The organism is Sorangium sp. So ce119 (assembly GCF_051524405.1).
In the GTDB taxonomy this organism is placed as follows: domain Bacteria; phylum Myxococcota_A; class Polyangia; order Polyangiales; family Polyangiaceae; genus Sorangium; species Sorangium cellulosum_G.
Genome location: NZ_CP150311.1, coordinates 168,558 through 184,912 on the forward strand (window position 1 = coordinate 168,558; position 16,355 = coordinate 184,912).

The 16,355-nt window shown below is 71.3% G+C and carries 18 protein-coding genes; 13 read left to right on the top strand and 5 right to left on the bottom strand.

The features are described from left to right. Nucleotides 1-108 precede the first annotated feature (108 nt). Complete coding sequence (locus tag WME76_RS44935) at nucleotides 109-1,146, top strand: M28 family metallopeptidase (protein WP_437962364.1); 1,038 nt, start codon at nucleotides 109-111, stop codon at nucleotides 1,144-1,146. A gap of 106 nt (nucleotides 1,147-1,252) precedes the next feature. Here WME76_RS44935 and WME76_RS44940 read toward each other — a convergent pair whose 3' ends face one another. After that, complete coding sequence (locus tag WME76_RS44940; RefSeq protein WP_437962365.1) at nucleotides 1,253-1,942, bottom strand: nucleotidyl transferase AbiEii/AbiGii toxin family protein; 690 nt, start codon at nucleotides 1,940-1,942, stop codon at nucleotides 1,253-1,255. After that, on the bottom strand, nucleotides 1,935-2,132 hold the full coding sequence (locus WME76_RS44945; RefSeq protein ID WP_061613684.1) for a hypothetical protein: 198 nt from the start codon (nucleotides 2,130-2,132) through the stop codon (nucleotides 1,935-1,937). Before WME76_RS44945 ends, WME76_RS44940 begins: the two co-directional genes overlap by 8 nt. A gap of 301 nt (nucleotides 2,133-2,433) precedes the next feature. Here WME76_RS44945 and WME76_RS44950 point away from each other — a divergent pair, with 301 nt between their 5' ends. From WME76_RS44950 to WME76_RS44990, 9 genes are all read left to right on the top strand, one after another. Continuing rightward, on the top strand, nucleotides 2,434-2,724 hold the full coding sequence (locus WME76_RS44950) for a hypothetical protein (protein WP_437289529.1): 291 nt from the start codon (nucleotides 2,434-2,436) through the stop codon (nucleotides 2,722-2,724). 16 nt (nucleotides 2,725-2,740) lie between these two features. Further along, nucleotides 2,741-3,622 (top strand): galactose mutarotase, encoded by an 882-nt coding sequence (locus WME76_RS44955; RefSeq protein ID WP_437962366.1) that lies wholly within the window; start codon nucleotides 2,741-2,743, stop codon nucleotides 3,620-3,622. A 457-nt stretch (nucleotides 3,623-4,079) separates the two neighbouring features. Further along, nucleotides 4,080-4,235 (top strand): hypothetical protein, encoded by a 156-nt coding sequence (locus tag WME76_RS44960; protein ID WP_437289527.1) that lies wholly within the window; start codon nucleotides 4,080-4,082, stop codon nucleotides 4,233-4,235. Nucleotides 4,236-4,367: 132 nt separating this feature from the next. Then, nucleotides 4,368-5,243 carry a HEAT repeat domain-containing protein gene (locus WME76_RS44965; RefSeq protein ID WP_437962367.1) on the top strand — a complete coding sequence of 292 codons (876 nt, stop codon included), beginning with the start codon at nucleotides 4,368-4,370 and terminating at the stop codon, nucleotides 5,241-5,243. Between the two features lie 84 nt (nucleotides 5,244-5,327). Next, a complete protein-coding gene (locus tag WME76_RS44970; protein ID WP_437962368.1) occupies nucleotides 5,328-6,215 on the top strand; it encodes a transposase in 888 nt (295 codons plus the stop codon). A 268-nt stretch (nucleotides 6,216-6,483) separates the two neighbouring features. Beyond that, nucleotides 6,484-7,530 (top strand): polysaccharide lyase, encoded by a 1,047-nt coding sequence (locus WME76_RS44975; RefSeq protein WP_437962369.1) that lies wholly within the window; start codon nucleotides 6,484-6,486, stop codon nucleotides 7,528-7,530. A 242-nt stretch (nucleotides 7,531-7,772) separates the two neighbouring features. Next, the gene (locus WME76_RS44980) at nucleotides 7,773-8,138 is read left to right on the top strand and encodes a DUF2089 domain-containing protein (protein ID WP_437962370.1); all 366 of its coding nucleotides are present in this window, start codon (nucleotides 7,773-7,775) and stop codon (nucleotides 8,136-8,138) included. A 2-nt stretch (nucleotides 8,139-8,140) separates the two neighbouring features. After that, nucleotides 8,141-8,791: a YIP1 family protein gene (locus WME76_RS44985; protein ID WP_437962371.1), complete on the top strand. Its 651-nt coding sequence runs from the start codon at nucleotides 8,141-8,143 to the stop codon at nucleotides 8,789-8,791. Between the two features lie 171 nt (nucleotides 8,792-8,962). Beyond that, nucleotides 8,963-10,066, top strand: coding sequence for an alpha/beta hydrolase (locus WME76_RS44990; protein ID WP_437962372.1), 1,104 nt, complete (start codon nucleotides 8,963-8,965; stop codon nucleotides 10,064-10,066). A gap of 217 nt (nucleotides 10,067-10,283) precedes the next feature. Here WME76_RS44990 and WME76_RS44995 read toward each other — a convergent pair whose 3' ends face one another. Beyond that, nucleotides 10,284-10,715 carry a VOC family protein gene (locus tag WME76_RS44995; protein WP_437962373.1) on the bottom strand — a complete coding sequence of 144 codons (432 nt, stop codon included), beginning with the start codon at nucleotides 10,713-10,715 and terminating at the stop codon, nucleotides 10,284-10,286. A gap of 80 nt (nucleotides 10,716-10,795) precedes the next feature. Here WME76_RS44995 and WME76_RS45000 point away from each other — a divergent pair, with 80 nt between their 5' ends. Beyond that, nucleotides 10,796-11,971: a peptide-N-glycosidase F-related protein gene (locus WME76_RS45000; RefSeq protein WP_437962374.1), complete on the top strand. Its 1,176-nt coding sequence runs from the start codon at nucleotides 10,796-10,798 to the stop codon at nucleotides 11,969-11,971. Nucleotides 11,972-11,983: 12 nt separating this feature from the next. On the opposite strand, the gene WME76_RS45005 is transcribed toward WME76_RS45000, so the two are convergent. Continuing rightward, nucleotides 11,984-12,520 carry a hypothetical protein gene (locus WME76_RS45005; RefSeq protein ID WP_437962375.1) on the bottom strand — a complete coding sequence of 179 codons (537 nt, stop codon included), beginning with the start codon at nucleotides 12,518-12,520 and terminating at the stop codon, nucleotides 11,984-11,986. 97 nt (nucleotides 12,521-12,617) lie between these two features. Beyond that, nucleotides 12,618-13,862 (bottom strand): MFS transporter, encoded by a 1,245-nt coding sequence (locus WME76_RS45010; protein WP_437962376.1) that lies wholly within the window; start codon nucleotides 13,860-13,862, stop codon nucleotides 12,618-12,620. Between the two features lie 323 nt (nucleotides 13,863-14,185). On the opposite strand from WME76_RS45010, the gene nrfH reads away from it, so the two are divergent. Next, nucleotides 14,186-14,740: a cytochrome c nitrite reductase small subunit gene (gene nrfH, locus WME76_RS45015; RefSeq protein WP_437962377.1), complete on the top strand. Its 555-nt coding sequence runs from the start codon at nucleotides 14,186-14,188 to the stop codon at nucleotides 14,738-14,740. A gap of 30 nt (nucleotides 14,741-14,770) precedes the next feature. Then, on the top strand, nucleotides 14,771-16,309 hold the full coding sequence (locus WME76_RS45020; protein ID WP_437962378.1) for an ammonia-forming cytochrome c nitrite reductase subunit c552: 1,539 nt from the start codon (nucleotides 14,771-14,773) through the stop codon (nucleotides 16,307-16,309). Nucleotides 16,310-16,355: the final 46 nt, after the last annotated feature.

Genomic DNA, 16,355 nt, shown 5'->3' on the forward strand with positions numbered 1-16,355 from the left:
GCGGGCGCTCCCTCACCTCCCCTCGGTCGCGATCCCGCGCGCGCGCCGCTGCCGCGCGATCCCCGCGATCGCCGCAGTCGCGCGGATCGCCGTGGTACGCTCGGCGCGATGCCGGACATGCAAGCGGTGGTGGGGGAGCTCTGCTCGCCGCGGTGCGCGGGGCGCCGCCCGGGGACGAAGGAGGGCGCGGCCGCGCGGGCGGTCGTTGTCGAGGCGCTGCGCGCCGCCGGGCTCGATCCGTACGAGCAGCCGGTGCCGGGCCTCGCCGGCGCGAACGTCCTCGCCACCCTGGAGGGGGATACCGACCGGTACACCCTCGTCGGCGCGCATTTCGATCACCTCGGGAGCCTCGGACAGCAGGTCTTCTGGGGCGCGGACGACAACGCCGCGGCGGTCGCGATCCTCGTCGACGTCGCCCGCGCGCTCGCGGCCGCGCGCCCGGCCGGCCGCGGCGTGATCGTCGCGGCGTTCGACGGCGAGGAGCCGCCTCACTTCCTCGCGGGCACGATGGGCTCGGTGCACTTCGCGAAGAGCTCGCCTGTCCCGCTCGATCGCATCGACATGATGGTGTGCATGGACCTCGTCGGCCACGCGCTCGGTCCGGAGGGCACGCCCGACGAGGTGCGCCGGTCGCTCATCGCGCTCGGGGCCGAGCGGAGCGCGGGGACGGCGGCGCACGTCGACGCGATCGCGCGCGCCGAGCCCGGCGTGATCGTGCGGCGGGCGGACGCGGAGGTGATCCCGCCGCTCTCCGACTACTTCGCCTTCTGGGAGCGCGAGGTGCCTTTCCTGTTCCTGACGTGCGGGAGATCGCGCGTCTACCACACGCCCGAGGACACGCCGGAGAAGCTCGATTTCGCGAAGATGGAGGCGACGTCGCGCTGGATCGAGCGCTTCGTGCGCGAGACCTGCGCGCGCCCGGAGCCGCGGGTCCCGTTCCTGCGCGGCGCGCGCGACGACGCCTCCTCGCTGCGGCTGCTCGTGGAGCTGGCGGGCGCTCTCGAGGAGCTGGCGCCGCAGGCGCGGCAAGGGCGGCGGGCGGCCGAGGCGCTGCTCGCCGCGTGCGACCGCGAGGGCCGACTGCCCGAGGCCCGGCGCCACGAGGCGCAGATGCTGCTGGGCATGATCGAGGCGGGGCTCGCGTGAGATGACGCGGCCCATCGGCGCTCCAGGCGGCGAGGCGCCCGACAGGCTTCGGTTCAGGTAGACGTTGTCTGTCCTGGATGCCAGCCGAGCGGGTCATCTCGGCCGCTCATCGCTCGTCACTGCATCGCTCGACCCTCGCCTCGACCACGGCCCTCGCCTCAGGTGTCACGCTCAGCGCCTCGAGCGCTCGCGCGCGCCATTCGGGCCGGTCGCGTAACCTCCGCAGCGCGCGGTTCCACGCGTCCTCGACCGAGGGCCCGTAGGCCTCGCGCGCCTTGTCCCAGGCCGCCTGCGGCAGCTCGCCGAGCCTGTGCTCGAGCAAGACGAGGTCGATCACGTCACGTCCCAGCGCCGCGTCGTCGAGGAAACGGTCCTCGTTGGCGAGGAGCTTCTCGGCGACGAGATCCTCGTCCGTGAGCCGCGCGACGGGCAAGGCTGGGTCGTCGACTCCGGCGAGGTCGATCCTGCCCTCGCTGACGATCTCGAGCTTGAGCGGCGCGCCGGCCACGTCGAGCACGACGCGGATGCCGTAGCGATCTGCGCGCAGCTCGCGTCGAACCGTGACATCGGAGGTGAAGAGCCCGCGAACACCGGCCTCGTAGACGCGGTGCCGCATCATCCTGTATCCCTCACGCGAGGCGCAGAGAAAGTCCACGTCGCGCGAGAGCCGGAACTCGTCGCAGCGGAGCGATATCGCCGTTCCACCAGCAAACCAGCACTCGGCCTGTCGTAGAAGGCCTGCGTCGAGGGACGCGAGCACGTCGATGATCCGCCGATGCTCGTGTCGCTCAGCCATGAAACACGCCTCGGCCGTAACGGGTGACGAGATAATCGAAGAACCGCCGCTCGTGGTCGTTCATCGAGGCGCGGTCGACCCACTGTCGGTTCGCCTCGTACAACGCGAGGGCTTCCTCCTCCGTGATTGCGTGATCCTCCCTGTTCCAGAGGAGCAGCCGGAGCTGCTCGAGCTCCTCACCGACGATCATGGTTCAAGGATAGCGAAAGCCCCGATCGTTGCACTCCCGGCAGAGACGAGCTCACAGCGCCGCCTCGCACGTACTGCCCGAGCGCTCAGCGCCCGCGGGTCCAGGGCTGGGCCATGGCATGGCCACGCATTTGCTTCGGACCAGGTGGCGGGGTCGACGTCGATACTACCGCCGGCCTGTCGGGCCCCCGGCGCTCCTGGTTGTCTCGGGCCCGAGGAGCCTGCAGAATCGGCGCGGAGCAGACGCCCGTGCCCGTCCACCCCCCCGCCGCGGCGCCGCCGCCGCCCGAGAGCGCAGCCCCGTGTCCGGCGGCCTGATCTTCCACGACGGCGGCGGCGGGCCCGTCGCGCGCTGCGCGCGCTGCGGCGCCGAGGCGGCGGGGCCGTGCGCGCGCTGCCGTTCGCCCGTGTGCGGCGACTGCTGCGTGCTCACCGAGGGCGGCGCGCGGGTGTGGGCGATCTGCCTCGCGTGCGAGGACCGCGGCGGTCGCTCGCTGCGCCGGGGCTGGGCGACCGTGCTCGGGTGGATCGCGCTGCCGATCGCGGCGCTCGCGGCGCTCGTCGCGTTGCTCGAGTGGCTGCAGAGGAAATGAAAGGACCGGAGGCGTCATGTTCAGCGTGAAGCAAATCGAAGGCGCGATCCCCACCGTCGAGCTCGCCGACAGCGACGCCGCGAGCCGCGCGGTGCTGGCCCCGGCCCGCGGCGGTATCCTGACCGGGCTGACCGTCGGCGGCCGCGAGCTGCTCTACCTGGATCGCGCCACGTTCGACGATCGCGCCGCCAACGTGCGCGGCGGCAACCCGGTGCTCTTCCCCTCGCCCGGCAAGCTCGCCGGCGACGCCTGGTCCACCGCCGGCGCGGCGGGCCGGATGCGCCAGCACGGCTTCGCCCGCACCCTGCCGTGGTCGCTCGACGACAGCGGCACGCTCGCGTCGGGCGGCGCCTACGCGCGCCTCGTCCTCCGCTCGAGCGAGGCGACGCGCGCGCAGTACCCCTGGGATTTCCGCGCCGAGTTCACCTACACGCTGCGCGGCAGGGCGCTCCGCATCGATCTCTGCATCACCAACGAGACCGGCGACGGCGCGCCGCCGATGCCGTTCGGGGCCGGGTTTCACCCCTACTTCGCCGTCTCCCAGGCCGACAAGGCCCGGGCCACGATCGCGACGCGGGCGACGCGCGCGTTCGACAACACGACGAAGCAGGAGGTGCCCTTCTCCGGCTTCGACCTCACCCGGCCCGAGGTCGACCTCCACCTGATCGATCACGGCTCCACCGAGAGCGCGCTCGCGATCGAGGGCGAGGCCGGGCTCCGCATCGCGGTCCGCGGCTCGCCCGAGTTCACGCACTGGGTCGTGTGGACCCTGCAAGGCAAGGACTTCGTCTGCCTCGAGCCCTGGACCTGCCCCGGCGACGCCCTCAACACCGGAGAGCGCCTCATCCACCTGCCCTCGCGGCAGACGCGGTCGCTCTGGGTCGAATACTCCGCCTGAGACCCGCCGCGGAGCGGTCCAGGTCGACGCCGGAGCGCTCCAGGGCGGTCATCGCCCGGCTCGCGCCAGGATCCCGCGCTGCGGCACCGCGGGCAGCGCGCCGCGGAGCTCTCGTCTGTCGCGCTCCGGCGCGGCGCGAGTGCCCTCTTCCCGACAGAGCACGGTAACGCCGCCTCGGAGCGCCCCGGCGCAGCCATTCGACGCGCGACGGCAATCCTTACCGCATGATCGCTGGCAATCGTTGCCATGACGGCAAGGCTTGCCACGCGCACGCCGGCCCGGCGCGCGAGATCGCCTGCGGGACGCCCGCTCCGCGCGGCGCGTGGCCCGCTTTCCTCGAAGAGCCCCTTCGGACGGAGGGGCGGCACGTCCGTTGCGATGAGGCTCGGTCAGCCGGGCGCGCCGGTGGCGGCCTGGGAGCCGCCGAATGAACCATCGCAATCAAGGAGATACGAACGTGAAAAACAGCGATTTTCTTCTCGAGGACCTGGAAGAGACCATCGTCCCCGCCGACATGGGCGCCCCCGTGCTCAACATTCCGGTGCTCGTCATGATCGTGATCTTCGCCACGCCGGTGCTGACGATCCGGCGCTTCGCCACGGTCGCAAAGTAGGTCGCGGACACCCGCGCCGGGGGGCGGGCGCGATCTCGCGGCCCGCTCCTCGGCGCGGTCTTCCCTCGCCTGAACGATCTCGAGGGCCTGCGCCCTCGACCTCTTGCCTGCTCCTGAAAGGACGATTGTGTCATGTCATCAGCCATCGTCGATCTGGTCCTCTGGCGGGCCGAGCGCGTCCCTGCGCTCGGCGCTTTCCTCCGCGATGTCTCCAATGAGCTGTCTTCCGGCGGTCCTGGCGCGTTCCTGGCCTGCGGTCCGATCTTCGAGGAGCTCGTCCGGTCGGGCGCCGTGAGGGACCTCGTCCGCGCCGAGATCGAGCGCGCCGCGGAGGACCCGCTCTACGCCCCGCCGAGCACCTCCGAGGCCATGAGCATCGTGGATGTGCGCGACTTCTGCCTGCTGCTCAAGCGCGTGCGCCCTGCGACGCCGGGGGAGGAGCTCCAGAGCCTCTCGGAGCACGTCTACGCGGGCGTCGTCGGCCCCGGCCGGCTGGGGGTCGACATCTACGGCGAGGCGCCCGGGTACGACAACGAGGTCTTCGATCGGACGCGGCGCCTCCGCGCGGAGGGCGCGCTCTCCCTCGGTCCGGGGGAGGTCGCCGGGTTCATCTCGGGTGAGCACGTCGTGCAGTTCGACGGTCCCCCCGAGGGGACGCTCGCGCTCTTCTTCATGTCCGGCGCGGTCCAGCGCCTGCGGTGGGTCTACGACGCGAGCACCCTCCAGGCCGTGCGCGCGCACGCCTGCAACCGCGACGAGTCGCGCCTCGAGTTCGTCGCCGCCGCGCTCAGCGAGCTCGGCGCCACGGAGGCGATCCCCGCGCTCGACCGGCTCTGCGCGCACCCCGCCCACTTCGTCCGGTGGAGCGCCCTCCGGAGCCTGCTCCGGCTCGATTTCGACAGGGGCGTCGCCCGCCTCACCGAGGCGCAGGACGACGACCACCCGCACGTGCGCAACGGGGCGAAGCGCGCGCTCGCCAGGCTCGAATCCATGAGGATCGAGGCCTGAACCCGGCCGCGGCTCGCCCTGACGCGCCCGAGCGCATGTGCCCCGGCGAGGGACAGCCGGGGCCTGGAGGATCACGGAGGAATCATGAGCATCACCCTCGCAACCGACAACGACGATATCTTCGAGCTGGCGCAGTACATCGAGCACATCGAGCGCAACGTCGATCTCGACGATCGCGCCAGCGTCATGGCATCTGCCCCGGCGCTCCGCGCGCTGGCCAACAACAGGTCGTTCTTCGTTCGCAAGCTGAACGAGGACCTGGCGTCGCTGAGCAGCTTCCAATCGTTCAACAGCTACACGGCGCAGACGATGCTGCTCGGCACGGGCCGCGGCTTCCACGTGCGCGCCAACATCTGGCTCCCCTGCGATGAGAGACCGCAGGTCCGCGCGTGGCAGGAGCAGCTCTTCGTCTACGGGCTGCCCCACGATCACAACTTCGACTTCCTCACGGTGGGCTATCACGGCCCCGGGTACTCGACGGATCTCTACGAGTACGACCGCAGCTCGGTCCTCGGCATGCCCGGCGAGCGGGTGGAGCTCGTGTCCCGCGGGAAAGCCACGCTCGATCCCGGCAAGGTGATGTTCTACCGCGCCTGCCGCGACGTCCACGCGCAGCTCCCGCCGGCCGCGTTCTCGATCTCGCTCAACCTGATGATCGAGAGCCGGAAGAACGCGCTCCTGGATCAATACATCTTCGACCCGGAGCAAGGCGTCATCCGGGGCACGGTTCAGACCGGCACGTCGCGCTCCTTCCTGTTCGAGCTCCCGCGCTACCTCGGCGACGACACGACAAGGTCCACCCTCGAGCGGCTCGCCGCCGAGCACCCGTCAGGCCGCGTCCGCGCCGCCTCGATCGAGACGCTCTGCGCGCTCGAGCCCGGCGAGGCCGAGGGGATCTGGCGGCGATCTCTCGACAGCGAGCACCCGTACGTGCGCGCGGTGGCCGGAGAGAAGCTGCGCCTCGCGAGCTGAGGTGTCGTGGCGCGCGCCCGCGGCGTCGCGGACACGCCGCGGACACGCCCACGCAGCGGCCCAGCGTGGCCCAGCGCGCCTCCGGGGCGCTCTGCGCGCCGCGCGGTTCACGGTTGACGCCCGGCCGGGACAAGCGTGGAATCCGCCGATGACTTCTACAGCACATCTTACCGCACATCGACCCCTGCTTGCCCGCTGCCGAGCGCTGCTCGGGCGGCGGCCGCGCTTCCTCTCCGCCTTCTCCGCCTTGCCCGCCGCCGCGCTGGCGATGACCGTCACGACCGGCGCTGCCGCGGCGCCGGTGTGGACCGGGGACTTCGAGACCGGCGACCTGTCGCAGTGGAGCACGAGCCTGAACGGCGAGCGCATCTCCGTGGTGACGTCGCCTGTCCTGCAGGGCACGCGCGCCGGGCAGATCCAGCTCACCAACGACGCCAGGTGGCCCAACGGCATCAAGCGCGTCGAGCTGAACCACAAGCCGGCCGCGGGGCGCACGGCCGAGGGCAAGGAGACGTACTTCGCCTGGAGCTTCTATCTGCCCGAGGCGCTCGCGGCCGACCCGCCGACGCAGATCGGGTACTGGGAGTCCGACGCGACCTACAATCAGATGATGTCGTTCGAGGTCACGGGGCAGAACATCAGCTTTGCCACCCGCAAGCCGGCGAACAAGGTGCAGTGGCAGGCGAACGGCGCGGTGACGCCCGGGGTGTGGCACCGCATCGCGCTGCACGTCCGGTGGTCGACGAACCCGAGCCAGGGCTCCGTGGACGTGTGGTTCGACGGCGAGCAGGTGGTCACCGCCGGCCAGGCGCAGACCCTCGCCGACGGCAACGCGCATTTCACGCAGATCGGCCTGCTGCGCAACCCGGCCGAGTTCACGGACAGCCCCATCATCGTCCTCGACGACGCGGTCGAAGGCGACACGCTCGAGGACGTGCGTCCCGCGCTGCCCTCCTCCGGGGAGGGCGGCGCCGGGGGCGCGGGCGCCGGGGGTGCGGGCGGCGGCGAGAACACCGGGGGCGCGGGCTCAGCGACGAGCAGCAGCGCCAGCGGCAGCGGCGGCGCGGGCACCGGCACCGGCTCGGGCACCGGCACGGGCGGCGGCGACGCCGCGACGAGCGGCTCGGGCGCGTCGACGTCCGCCGCTTCCGGCGCCGGCTCCACCGGCTCGGGCGGGACCGACGAGACGGACGACCAGGGCGACGAGGGCGGCTGCAGCTTCCGCGTGGCCGGGTCGCCGGCGGCGCCCGGGGGCGTGGCGCTCGCCGGCCTCGTCGCCGCGCTCGCGTTCGCGCGGCGGCGCAGGCAGCGCTGAGCCGGGGCGCGGGGGCGGCGCCGAGCCGGCCGCGCAGGAAGCGCCGATCCGGCGGTGCGGCGACCCCCGCGCCGCCGCGCCACCCACGCGCGGCGTGGGGCCCTGGCGCTTCGCCCGGCTCACGCCGGCCTCCTCGCGGCCGGAGGGGCCCAGCCCGCGGTTCAACAAAATGAATTCACGAATCAATTTTTGTTAGCACCGCGTTGACAAAATTGAGCCCGGATCGATACTAGACGTATCCCGTGGCAAGATTTGTCGTTCGATGCCCGAGCTGCGACGGCGAGCTGCGCGCGACGCGGCTCGGCTGCCAGACCTGCGGGACCAACCTGGATGGTCAGTTCGAGATCCCGGCGCTGCTCCAGCTCTCGCCGGACGATCTCGCGTTCGTGACAGCGTTCGTGCGCTCGTCGGGGAGCTTGAAGGCGATGGCGCAGCTCCTTCAGGTCAGTTACCCGACCGTGCGCAACCGGCTCGATGAGGTCATCGGCCGGCTCGATGCGCTGGAGCAGGGGGTGCAGAAGCGCCGGCACGAGATCCTGGACGCGCTCGAGAATGGGCGGCTCTCCGCGAAGGAGGCGGAGGAGGCGCTGCGAAAGGTGGGACTATGAGGATGACCACGCCCGACGAGAGAGTGCGCGCGCTCGTGCGCGACAACGTCATCCAGCCTGCGGAAGGCGAGCGGCTGCTGGCCACCATGTCCCCGCGGCCCTCCCGGAGCGGGTGGCGTCTCGCGCTGAACCCGTTCGAGCGCTTCGGCGGCGGGGTCGCCGTCGCGGCGGGGCTCGCCGTCGCCGCGCTGAGCCTCGCCATCACGCGGCTCGGCGTCCGATTCGACGGCTTCCTCGATCTGCACGCGTCGCCCGGCGTCGTCTCGATCAGGACCTCGCTCCTCGAGCAGGTCGTCGCGTGGCTCGTGCCCGCCCTGCTCTTCTGGTCGTACGCGCGCCTCCTGCGGCGCCGCGTGCGGCTCGTCGATTTCATCGGCGTGACCGGGCTCGCGCGCGCGCCGCTCACGCTCGCGGGGCTCGCGCTCGGCCTGCTCGCCCCCGAGGCGCCGGCCGGCGCGGCGCCCAGGCTCACGCCCGAGCTGGCCGCCTTCGCCGTGGCGGCGACGCTGTGCCTCGTGTGGTTCTTGACGCTGCTCTATCAGGCCTTCAAGAACGCCTCCGGCCTGCGCGGCGCCGCGCTGATCGCGGGGTTCATCGGCCTCGTGATCGCCTCGGAGATCGTCTCGAAGGTCGCGCTCGCGCACCTCGGCTGATCCGGCTCCCCGGCGCGCCGCGCGGCTCGCGCGGCGCGCGCTCACCCGTGCTCGCCTGGCGGCGGGGCGCAGCGGTGCGCTCGCGTCGCGCTGGACAACCCCGGCGGCGGGGGCGCAGCGGTGCGCTCGCGTCGCGCTGGACAACCCCCTTGCTCGTTCGGAGGACTCGTCATGTCATTGCGATCCCTTGTCGTGGGCCCGGCGCGCCGCGCCGGCTTTGCTCTTCCCTGCGCGGCCGCGCTCGCGTGGTCGCTCCTCGGCGCGGGCTGCGGGACCGGTGAGGGCGCGCCGCCTCCCGGCGGAGGCGGCCCGCTCCCGGGCGACGCAGGGCCGTCCCCGGACGATGGAGGGTCTCCGGACGCGCCGGCCTGTCCGGAGGCGGCCAGCGTCGATGTCACGGTGGAGAACGCGCGCGGCGCGCTGGCGGGCACGCTCGAGGTGCCGGCCGGGTGCGGGCCGTTCCCTGCGGTCGTGATCATCCCCGGGTCGGGACCGACGGACCGGGACGGCAACCAGGCCGCCGCGGGGCTGCTCGCGGACTCGTACAAGCTCCTGGCGGAGGGCCTCCGGGACAGGGGCATCGCGTCGGTCCGCTACGACAAGGCGGGTATCGGCGGGAGCGTCTCCGCGGCGCCCCGCGCGGAGCAGGAGATGCGCTTCGAGATGGGCGCCGACGACGCCGCCCTGTGGGTGGAGGAGCTCCGCGCGGACGGGCGGTTCGCGACCGTCACGGTGGTGGGGCACAGCGAGGGCTCGCTGCTCGGCATGCTCGTGGCCGCGCGGACCGACGTCGACGGCTATGTCTCGATCGCCGGCGCGGGGCGCCCCATCGGCGATGTCCTGCGCGAGCAGCTCGCGGGCGCCCTCCAGCAGGACGAGGCGCTGCTCGAGGCGGCGAACGGGATCCTCGACCAGCTCGAGCTCGGGCAGCCCGTGGAGGACGTGCCGGCGTCGCTCATGAGCGTGTTTCGACCCAGCGTGCAGCCGTATGTCATCTCGTGGATGAAGTACGACCCTGCGGCGGAGATCCAGGCCCTGGCGGCGCCGGTCCTCATCGTCCAGGGGACGACCGACATCCAGGTCAAGGTGGAGGACGCCGAGCTGCTCGCCAGGGCGCGGCCGGACGCGGAGCTCGTCGTCGTCGAGGGGATGAGCCACACGCTCAAGGCCGCGACGCTCTCGGCTGCATCGCAGAACGCCGCGTACAGCGATCCGAGCCTGCCTGTCGTGCCGCGCCTGCTCGAGGCGCTCGAGGCGTTCATTCCGGCGGAGTGACGCGGCCACGCGACCGGCAACGGAGGAAACACGACGGCAATGGGAGACGTCCAGTTCCGCGAGGCAGAAATCCTGCCAGGGATCTGCCTCGAGAACGAAGAGAGATTTCAACGCAAAGGCGCCAAGGCGCAAAGGCGCCAAAATGCATGAATTATTTGTAGTTTTGCGCCTTGGCGTCTTTGCGCCTTGGCGTTGAAATCTCTGTCCGGATCCCTGTCTACAGTTCTTCGTAGCACCGCGCTTCGAGCGTGTTTCCGTCCGGATCCTGGAAGTAGAACCAGCGCAGGGTAGAGCCTCGCGCGCCAAACGACGGGCTGCTCGTCGTGTGCATCGCCACGTCGGCGGCGGTGAGCCTGGCGGTCAGGGCCTGGAAATCGTCGCGCTTCATCGCGAAGCAGACGTGGTTGATGGGCCTCCCGGCGGCGGAAGGCTTCACCTCGCCGGTGTACTTCCGGATGGCCTCGGCGGAGGTGATCGGCATGAGGTCGAGGATCGAGACCTCCGACAGGCGGACGCTCGGAAACGAGGCCTTCCCCGCCCGGAACTCCTCGGCGCGGACGCTGGAGAGCCCGATCACCTGGGTGTAAAATTCAAGCGCCCGGTGGGGATCCTCGACCCAGAGGACGACATGATCGACGTGGAATGTCATGGCGAGGCGTATGCTACCGCGGCAGGCCCCACGCGGGCCACGGTGGAAGACTCTCCACCAGGCATGACCCGGAGGATCTCATGTCGGGTTCACATGATGCGCGACGCGCCCTCGCCGGCGCGCTCCTCGCCGCGGCGATCGCGGGGGGCTGCGGGAAGGACGCGGCACAGCCGCCCGGAGGAACGCAGCCGGGGGCCGGCGGGGCCGGCGGATCGGGCGGCGCCGGCGCCCCTGACGACGGGGAGGTGTCGACGCCGCCCGCGCCGCCTTACGTGATCGAGGCGTTCGCGAAGGACCGGATCACGAGCGACGCGAGCCAGCCGAACTTCCAGCAGGCGAACGCGGAGCTCGACCTCCGGGACGGGCCGTTCGCGAAGGTGAGGCTCGTCGTGGACCTGGAGACCACGTGTTATCCCTTCGAGAGCTGGCAGGACAACCCGCCTCCGGAAGGCGAGAGCTGGCCCGCGGACTGCGACGCGTTCGACAGGAACTTCGAGTTCTCGCTGGACGACCCGGAGGATCCCGAGGTCGGGCCGCCCGGGATCGAGCTCGTGCGCGCGATCACGCCGTTCGGGGGGCCGCTCCACCTGGAGGTGGACATCACGGACGTGGCGAACGGGCTCGCCGCCGGCAAGCACCGGCTGAGGGCGGTGATCCCGACATGGTCCGACGCGACAGGTCAGGTGAGCGGCTCGAACGGCGGTTGGACCGTGAGCGCCGTGATCGAGGCGGTGCCCGGTCCTCCGCCGCGGAAGGTGCTGGCGGTGATCCCGCTGTTCAACGGCTCGCAGACGACCGCGGACGGGCCGGGGCCGCTCGCCGTGCAGGTGCCCGAGGGGACGGTGAGCTCGCGCGTCGAATACCGCGTGACAGGCCACGGGGGCGGCGAGTCCGGCTCCGGGTGCATCGGACCGGCAGAGGAGTTCTGTCGCAGATACCACACGATCCTGGTGGACGGGGGTCCTCTCGAGAAGATCTCGCCCTGGCGGACGGACTGCGAGGCGCTCTGCACGCGCATGCACCAGGGGCCGGCGGATGGCGGGTTCGACTACTGCCTGGAGAACCCGTGCGGCGCGATCGAGAGCGTGGAGGCGTCGAGGGCGAACTGGTGCCCTGGGAGCGAGTCGCCGCCGTTCCTCTGGGACGCGGAGGCGCTGCGGGCGCCGGGGGAGCACACGCTGGCGTGGAGGATCTCGACGGTCGCGGAGGGCGGCGTGTGGAGGATCTCGGCGACGTATTTCGCGTTCGGCGAGTAGCGGTGCCTCGGCTCACGTGGATTGGCTGAAGCGCGCCCGGATGGGCGCCGGGCGCTCGCAGATCGGGCACGCGTCCGCGCGCTCGGCGATCTTGCCGCAGTCCTTGCAGTCGACGCGGTAGCCGTGGAACCCGGGGTCGTGCAGCTCGACGCTCGTTTGCGCCCTGTCCGCGCGCTTTCCCTCGTACTTCACGCGCGCCGGCACGAACGCGATGAAGCGCACCTCGATGTGCTCGCACCGCGGGCATTGCTCCGGCACGGGATACGCGTTGGTCGTCGTGAGCCCGCGCGCGAGGCCGCCCTCGTCGTGGCACCGCGGGCAGCGATCGTCCTTGAAGAGGAGGTGCTTGCACGCGCCGCACGCGATCTCGTACAGCCCGTCGACGAACATCTCGCCCTTGTAGACCCACTTGACCGGTCCGACGGGCTCGCCCTCCATGAGCGGAACGAGCGCGTCGACATACGAGCGCAGGTGCAGCTCTCGCCCCCCGCACGAGGGACACCCCGCCTCGACCATCTCGGAGAACGCGCGCTCGGAGAGCCTGCTCATACGCTGCCTTCTACCACGCCTCGACGCCGCGCGGAGCCGTCCGACAATCCACAGCCAGACGTCTGGCCATCCGCGGCCAGACGTCTGGCCACCGCTCCTACACCCGCGCCGTCTCCTCGAGCTCCTTGCCGCGCGTCTCCGGCAGGAGCCACAGGATGAGCGCCAGCGCGAGCAGCGGGAAGATCGATGTCATGGACACCGCAGGTCCCCAGCCGATCTCCTCCGCGGCGAGGCCGACGGCGATCGGAGAGAGGATGTAGCCGATCCGGCCGAGCAGGTTGTTGGACCAGGCGATCGCGTCGCCCCGGAGGTTCGTCGGGAAGAGCTCGGTCATGTACGCGTTCAGCACGGGCAGCACCCCGCTCGCGCCGAAGATGGCGAAGACCAGCGCGAGCGTGAGCCCGGCGCGCGTGCCCAGCGAATAGGCGCCGAGCACCCCGGCCGCCGCCAGCACATAGATGATCACCGCGCCCCTGCGGCGGCCCACCACGTCGAGCAGCTTGCCCGAGACGAAGATGAGCGGCATCGAGACCACCGCCGCGAACGTGATGCTCGCGCCCACCTCGGCGTCGGTGAAGCCGCGCTCCCGCAGCGCGAACGTCTTCCAGAACGTCACCGCGTTCTGCGTGCAAACGTACGTCAGCCCCCAGATCAGCGCGAGCTGCAGCATCCGCGCGCGGTACGGGGAACGCCAGATGCGCGTGAACGACTGCGCGCCCTCCCCCTGGCGCTCGGCCGCCGCCTGCTCGAACCGCGCCGTCTCACGCAGGCCTCGACGGGCCACCGCCATGATCAAGAGCGGAATCCCGCCGACGAAATACACGCTGCGCCAGCCGTACGAGGTCGACAGGAGCAGCGGCACGACCCCGGCGCACACGATCGAGCCCAGGCTCGAGAACGCCTGGATGACGCCAATCACCATCCCGCGCCGGTCGCTCGGGTACTCCTCGGCCGCGACCACCATGCTGACCGCCCACTCCCCGAGGAGGAAGATGCGCGCGAGGAACTGCAAGACCGCAAAGACATAGACGTTCGGCGCGAACCCCGTGAGCACCGAGAGGAGCGTGTACCCCGCGATGGTGACCGTGAGCACCCGCCGGCGACCCCACTCGTCCGCCTTGCGCACGAGCAGGTAGGCGATCATCGTCCCCGCGTTGATGAAGCCGACGAGCAACCCCTCGTGGCGGGCGGCGAGGCCCATCTCCGCGCCGAAGTTCGGCAGGATCTGCGTGAGCGCCAGGTAGTCGTAGCCCTCGAAGAACGAGGCCACGCTGAGGAACCAGAACAGCCGCCGCTGGTACGGCGTGAACGGCGTCTTCGGGGCCGGGGCCGCTGTCGTCATGTCTCCTGTTCCCTCCGCCCGAACGGGCGCTCGTCGACGCGATGACGGGCAGCGTCGAGGTCGAGCTGGCGCGCAGATCGCGCGGGGCGTTCACGAGGGCGTCTCCTGGAGGCTCACTAGCGCAGCCGGGCCGCGGCGGGAACAGCCGCCCCCCGGACGCGCGCAGCGCATGCGCGGAAACTGCGCCTCCGCGCACGCGCTGCGCGCGCCTCGAGCGCGCGCCTCGAGCCGAGTCGACCCGCCCGCGTCGCATCGCCGCGCCGTCGCCCATCGCGCCTGCCCCGCGCGTCGTGGCACCTGACTTGCAGGGCGCGCGGCGACCGATGACCCGTCAGCCGGACCGCGAGGCAGAAGGGGAAGTACCGCGAAGCAAGCCGATCGAGCCCGCCGCCCCCGAGCGCGCGCGCGCCGGGTGGCGGTGGACATGGACTCTGCCCCTCGTGCTGTGCGTCGCGATCGGCGCCGCCGTGGGGCTGGGCGGCTACACCTTCGTGTACGCGAAGGGCGCGTCGTACCTGCAGAACGACCCGTCGGCGTGCGCCAACTGCCATATCATGAACGAGCAGTTCGACGGGTGGCAGCGCTCCAGCCACCGCGCTGTGGCGGGATGCAACGACTGTCATGCGCCACACACGGTCGTGGGGAAATATGTCACGAAGGCGACCAACGGCTTCTGGCACTCGTTCGCCTTCACGTCGGGGCGCTTCCCGGACCCGATCCGGATAAAGCCGAGCAACCTCCGCGTCACGGAGGAGGCCTGTCGCGGGTGTCACGAGGACATCGTTCACGCGATCGACAGCGAGCACGCGAGCGACAGCGAGCACCGCGGCGCGCTCTCGTGCGTGCGCTGCCATCAATCGGTGGGGCACCTGCACTGAGGCGCGCCCGCCGCTCGAGGGATGAATAGGATGACGGAGCCCATGGACGAAGGATCCACGACCAAGAGCCCGCGGCGGCCGGCGCTCCGGCGCTACCTGCCGCTGATCGCGATCGGCGCGGCGGTGGCCACCGGCGGGATCGCCGCGCTGCTCGTCAACATCTTCGAGCACAAGCAGGAGGCGAAGAACCCGTTCTATCGCGTCGTCGAGCTCGACGACACGATAGAGGACCCGGCGGTCTGGGGGAAGAACTTCCCCATCCAGTACGACAGCTACCGGCGCACGGTGGACCAGAAGCGCACGCGCTTCGGCGGGAGCGAGGCCGTGCCGCGCACGCCCACCGACGCCGATCCGCGCAGCGTGGTGGCGCAGTCGAAGCTCGAGGAGGACGGGCGGCTGAAGACGATGTGGGCCGGCTACGCGTTCTCGCGCGACTTCCGCGAGGAGCGCGGGCACGCGTACATGCTCGAGGATCAGGTGTACACCGAGCGGCAGATCGCGACGAAGCAGCCGGGGACGTGCATCCACTGCCACGCTTCCGTGTACGTGCCGTACAAGAAGCTCGGCGGCGGCGACCTCATCCGCGGCTGGGAGGCGATGAACCAGATGCCGTTCCCGGAGGCGCGCAAGCTCGTGACGCACCCGGTCTCGTGCATCGACTGCCACGATCCGCAGTCGATGCAGCTCCGCGTGACGCGGCCCGGGTTCCTCGAGGGGATCCGCGCGCTCAAGGCGTCGCAGGGCCAGGAGAACTACGACGTCAACACGATGGCCACGCGCCAGGAGATGCGCTCGTACGTCTGCGGCCAGTGCCACGTGGAGTATTACTTCAAGGGGCCGGAGAAGCGGCTCGTGTACCCGTGGGCGAAGGGGATCAAGGTCGACGAGATCTACGCCTACTACGAGGAGAACGGCCACGCGGACTGGACCCACGCGGAGTCGGGGGCAAAGGCGCTGAAGGCGCAGCACCCGGAGTTCGAGATGTGGAATCAGGGCGTCCACGCCCGCTCCGGGGTCGCGTGCGCGGACTGCCACATGCCGTACCAGCGGGTGGGCGCGGCGAAGGTGAGCGATCACCACATCCAGAGCCCGCTGCTCAACATCAACCGCGCGTGCCAGACGTGCCACAGGTGGCCCGAGGACGAGCTCCGTCAGCGCGTGGAGACGATCCAGGAGCGCCATTTCGAGACGCGCAACCGGGCGCTCGACGCGGTGACGGCGCTGATCGGGGACATCAAGCGGGCGAAGGAGGCGGGCATGTCGGACGAGGCGCTCGCCGGCGCGCGGGCGGCGCAGCGGAAGTGCCAGTTCTTCCTGGACTTCGCCGAGGCCGAGAACTCGTCCGGCTTCCACGCCCCGCAGGAGGCGATGCGCATCCTCGCGTCCGCGATCGACACCTGCCGCAGCGGGCAGCTCGCGCTCCGCGACGGGGCGCCTCCCGGAGCCGCCATCGCGGCGCCTGCGGCGCCCGCTACGGCCACAGGGTCGGCGGTGCCGGTGGGATCCGTGGTGCCGGCGGGATCGGCGGCGCCGAGTGCGACCGCAGCACCCACCTCGGGCGCTCACTAGGTCCGCCCTCCAGGAGGAGGGCCATGGATCCGGATGGAGATTTCAA

Excerpts from the sequence above, each read along its gene's own strand:
- nrfH (WP_437962377.1), top strand. The coding sequence starts at position 14,186 with ATGACCCGTCAGCCGGACCGCGAGGCAGAAGGGGAAGTACCGCGAAGC.
- WME76_RS45005 (WP_437962375.1), bottom strand. The coding sequence starts at position 12,520 with ATGAGCAGGCTCTCCGAGCGCGCGTTCTCCGAGATGGTCGAGGCGGGG.
- WME76_RS44990 (WP_437962372.1), top strand. The coding sequence starts at position 8,963 with ATGTCATTGCGATCCCTTGTCGTGGGCCCGGCGCGCCGCGCCGGCTTT.
- WME76_RS45020 (WP_437962378.1), top strand. The coding sequence starts at position 14,771 with ATGACGGAGCCCATGGACGAAGGATCCACGACCAAGAGCCCGCGGCGG.
- WME76_RS44995 (WP_437962373.1), bottom strand. The coding sequence starts at position 10,715 with ATGACATTCCACGTCGATCATGTCGTCCTCTGGGTCGAGGATCCCCAC.
- WME76_RS44975 (WP_437962369.1), top strand. The coding sequence starts at position 6,484 with ATGACCGTCACGACCGGCGCTGCCGCGGCGCCGGTGTGGACCGGGGAC.
- WME76_RS44935 (WP_437962364.1), top strand. The coding sequence starts at position 109 with ATGCCGGACATGCAAGCGGTGGTGGGGGAGCTCTGCTCGCCGCGGTGC.
- WME76_RS45010 (WP_437962376.1), bottom strand. The coding sequence starts at position 13,862 with ATGACGACAGCGGCCCCGGCCCCGAAGACGCCGTTCACGCCGTACCAG.
- WME76_RS44965 (WP_437962367.1), top strand. The coding sequence starts at position 4,368 with ATGTCATCAGCCATCGTCGATCTGGTCCTCTGGCGGGCCGAGCGCGTC.
- WME76_RS44970 (WP_437962368.1), top strand. The coding sequence starts at position 5,328 with ATGAGCATCACCCTCGCAACCGACAACGACGATATCTTCGAGCTGGCG.
- WME76_RS45000 (WP_437962374.1), top strand. The coding sequence starts at position 10,796 with ATGTCGGGTTCACATGATGCGCGACGCGCCCTCGCCGGCGCGCTCCTC.
- WME76_RS44955 (WP_437962366.1), top strand. The coding sequence starts at position 2,741 with ATGTTCAGCGTGAAGCAAATCGAAGGCGCGATCCCCACCGTCGAGCTC.
- WME76_RS44945 (WP_061613684.1), bottom strand. The coding sequence starts at position 2,132 with ATGATCGTCGGTGAGGAGCTCGAGCAGCTCCGGCTGCTCCTCTGGAAC.
- WME76_RS44940 (WP_437962365.1), bottom strand. The coding sequence starts at position 1,942 with ATGGCTGAGCGACACGAGCATCGGCGGATCATCGACGTGCTCGCGTCC.
- WME76_RS44985 (WP_437962371.1), top strand. The coding sequence starts at position 8,141 with ATGACCACGCCCGACGAGAGAGTGCGCGCGCTCGTGCGCGACAACGTC.